At 69.4% G+C, this 3,339-nt stretch carries 4 protein-coding genes; 2 read left to right on the top strand and 2 right to left on the bottom strand.

Annotated features, from left to right (window positions below; translation table 11 throughout):
• The coding region (locus FW784_RS13195; protein WP_187770821.1) for a DNA-processing protein DprA at positions 1-415 on the bottom strand (415 nt) is incomplete at its 3' end.
• Between the two features lie 79 nt (positions 416-494).
• Positions 495-1,622 (bottom strand): LysM peptidoglycan-binding domain-containing protein, encoded by a 1,128-nt coding sequence (locus tag FW784_RS13190; protein ID WP_149353789.1) that lies wholly within the window; start codon positions 1,620-1,622, stop codon positions 495-497.
• 207 nt (positions 1,623-1,829) lie between these two features.
• Here FW784_RS13190 and def point away from each other — a divergent pair, with 207 nt between their 5' ends.
• Positions 1,830-2,336 (top strand): peptide deformylase, encoded by a 507-nt coding sequence (def, locus tag FW784_RS13185; protein WP_149353788.1) that lies wholly within the window; start codon positions 1,830-1,832, stop codon positions 2,334-2,336.
• Positions 2,337-2,456: 120 nt separating this feature from the next.
• On the top strand, positions 2,457-3,339 hold an 883-nt coding region (gene fmt / locus FW784_RS13180; protein ID WP_149353787.1), incomplete at its 3' end, for a methionyl-tRNA formyltransferase.

The following is a 3,339-nucleotide window of genomic DNA, read 5'->3' as shown; positions in this document are numbered from 1 at the left end:
AGCCGGCCCGCACGAACGCGCGTGCGAATTCGGTGGCGAGCCGCGTCCCGCCGGGCGTCGGTCCGCGACTGCCGACCACCGCGATGGCGGGGCGCCACAACAGGCTCGGATCGCCCACGACGAACAGTGCAATCGGTGGGCTCGCGGCGGCGCGGAGCGCAGGCGGGTAGTCAGGATCGGTCCAGCCGATGACGCGGTGGCCGGGGGCGTCCAGCCAGTCGCGAGCAGGATCGATCGCGGTCGCGGGTGGCACGCGAAGTGCCGCGATCTGCGCCGCCGTCAGTCCGCACGCGCCCCAGCGCGCGGGATCCGCCAGCGCGGCCTTGGCAGTCCCCGCTGCGTCGAGCAGTGCACGGCGTGGCGCGAGGGGGCCACCGGCGGCGGCAATGACGGCGAGGGCGAGCGCTTCGTGCATCCGGACAGCGTCGCCCGGAAACGACGACGGCGCCCTAGGGCGCCGTCGTCTGTTCGCGTAGGAAAAGTCCGAACGTCAGTCAGTAGGACGCGTCCGGATGCTTGAGTTCCTGGCCGATGACCGTTGGGCGGATCCCGTCCATGACCAGCCCGTAGCTCACCTTGTCGAAGGTGCGGAACACCATCACGTGGCTGGCGAATTCGTCCGGCAGGCGCACCTTCTTGGCCCGGCCGACCGTATCTTCGCTGCGCTCGCCCATCCGTACGCGGTCGACTGCGGTCGAGCCGACGCGCCACGTCGAGAACACGGTGCCGTTATCGACGCCGTCGCGAGCGCCCACCGACAGTGCGACCACGTCGCGGCGGCCGCCCTGGGTCAGCTCATCGGCGACAGCCAACACCTGCGCGCGGCCGTATTCGAACTGCGCACGCGGGGCATGCGGGAAGAACTGCAGGTCGTAGGGCTGCGCCTGCACCGGGATCAGGCGGTCGCCAACGCGGACTTCGCGACCGTTGCCGTCGAGCACCAGCGTCGCCGCCTCGATGCCGCCCACCATGCCGCGGCTGATGGTGCCGGTGGTCTGTTGCATCAACTCGTAGCCCAGCACCTCGCTGCCCTTGTCGGGGACGACGGTGTCGGTCCAGAAGTTCGCGCCGTCCAGGATCCGGCGGCCGCGATAGTCCAGGTCGTCGGTATGGAACAGGTCGCAGCACTGGGTGCGGTCGAGGTGCGAGTAACGCACGGTCGGGCGCACCACGGCCCAGCGCTGGCCGGGCTGGGCGTCGGCGCCCTTGATGTAGACGACCTGGCCGCCAATGGCGTGGTCATGGTCTTCCTCGATGCCCACAACATAGGGCAGCTCGTCGATCTCGTCGACGACGCGCAGGTTCTTGAGGAACGGCTCGATCTCCGCCAGCGGCACGCCGGTGACCGGGGCCTCCGTGCGCGGACCGGGCTGGACCGCAACGCGGTCGAGATAGGCGAGCGAAATCACGTCACCCGGATAGATCAGGTGCGGATTGCGGATCTGCGGGTTGGCCTGCCAGATCTCCGGCCACAGCCAGGGCCGCTTGAGGAAATGCCCGGCGATGTCCCAGAGCGTGTCACCACGCTTGACGACATAAGTATCCGGATGGTCCGCCGATACCGCATAAGCAGCGACGGTGAGCAACGCGGCAGCCGTGACTGCGCGGAAGGTTTTGAGCATGGCCATGAACCTGATTCCCCAGCAGGCGACCCCTTCCTTGAAGGGCGCTGGCACTATAGCCCACGCCGCTGCGACCGATGCAATGCCCCCGGGGCGGTAGAATGGCGCCCCGTCCTGTGGTTGTGACGGTGACCCCCATTTTTCCCGCGTGGCGCGACCTTCCGCCACGCCCCCGCCGCCATCGCGGCGGTGATCCGGACCCCCGCCATGGCCAAGCTCGACATCCTCGAATATCCCGATACCCGGCTGCGCACGGTCGCCAGGCCGGTCGACGCCGCGCAGGTGGCCTCGACTGCGTTCCAGACCCGCCTCGACGACATGTTCGAGACGATGTACGAGGCGCCGGGCATCGGGCTGGCGGCCAGCCAGGTCGACGTACACGAGCGTTTCATGGTGATCGACGTCTCCGACGACCGCTCGCAGCCGCTCGTGTTCGTCAACCCCGAGATCCTCGAGCGCGAAGGCGAGCAGGTCTACCAGGAAGGCTGCCTGTCGGTGCCGGAGATATTCGCCGACGTGACGCGCGCGAACGCTATCAAGGTGCGCGCGATCGGCCGCGACGGCGAGGCATTCGAGATGGCGGCCGACGGCCTGCTCGCGGTCTGCATCCAGCATGAGATGGACCACCTTGCCGGCAAGCTGTTCGTCGACTACCTGTCGCCGCTCAAGCGCGAGATGGTGCGCAAGAAGCTCGCCAAGCGTCGTCGCGCCTGAGCCGTTGCCCGTGACCGCGCGTGATGTCGCGCGCCGTCCGCACGGCTGACGCGCGTCGCCGCACGGCCGTCGCGGCGCGGTCGCTATCCTCCGCCGTTCCCTGCTGGATCGACACTTTCAATGCGCATCGTATTCGCCGGCACGCCCGACTTCGCCGTTCCCTGCCTGCGCGCCGCCGCGCAGCGTAACGAGGTGGTCGCGGTCTATACGCAGCCCGACCGTCCCGCGGGACGCGGGCGTGGCCTCACGCCGTCGCCGGTGAAGAAGGAAGCGCTGCTGCGTGGCATTCCCGTGCTGCAACCGGAGAACTTCCGGGCTGCCGTGTCGAAGGCCGCGCTGCGCGCGCTGCACGCCGACATCATGATCGTCGTCGCGTACGGGCTGATCCTGCCGCAGTCGGTGCTCGACATTCCCGTCTACGGCTGCTGGAACGTGCACGCCTCGCTGCTGCCGCGCTGGCGCGGTGCGGCGCCGATCCAGCGCGCGATCGAGGCCGGCGACAGCGAGACGGGCGTCTGCCTGATGCAGATGGAAAAGGGGCTGGACACCGGCCCGGTGCTGCTCTCGCAATCGCTGGCCATCGGCGCCGACGAAACCGGCGGACAGCTGCATGACCGCCTCGCCGAGCTCGGTGCGCAGGTCGTGCGCGACGGCCTCGGCCTGCTGCGCGCCGGCATACGCGCGGTGCCGCAGCCGCAGCCGGAAGAAGGCGTGACCTACGCGCACAAGATCGACAAGGCCGAGGCGCGGCTGGACTGGACACGCCCCGCGCGCGAGCTTGCGAACAAGGTGCGCGCGTTCAATCCGTGGCCGATGACCGAAGCGACGATCGCCGACGAACGCGTGCGTTTGCATGGTGCGATCGCGCTTGACGAAACAACGTCCGCCGCACCCGGCACGATCGTGCGCGCCGGCCGCGACGGGCTGGACATCGCCTGCGGCGACGGCGTGCTGCGCGTTCGCGTGCTGCAACGCGAGGGCGGCCGCGCGATCACGGTGGCCG

Source organism: Cognatilysobacter lacus (assembly GCF_008274655.1).
Lineage (GTDB): Bacteria > Pseudomonadota > Gammaproteobacteria > Xanthomonadales > Xanthomonadaceae > Cognatilysobacter > Cognatilysobacter lacus.
The sequence above is the reverse complement of the archived record's forward strand: the minus strand, read 5'-3'. Positions and strand labels throughout refer to the sequence as shown.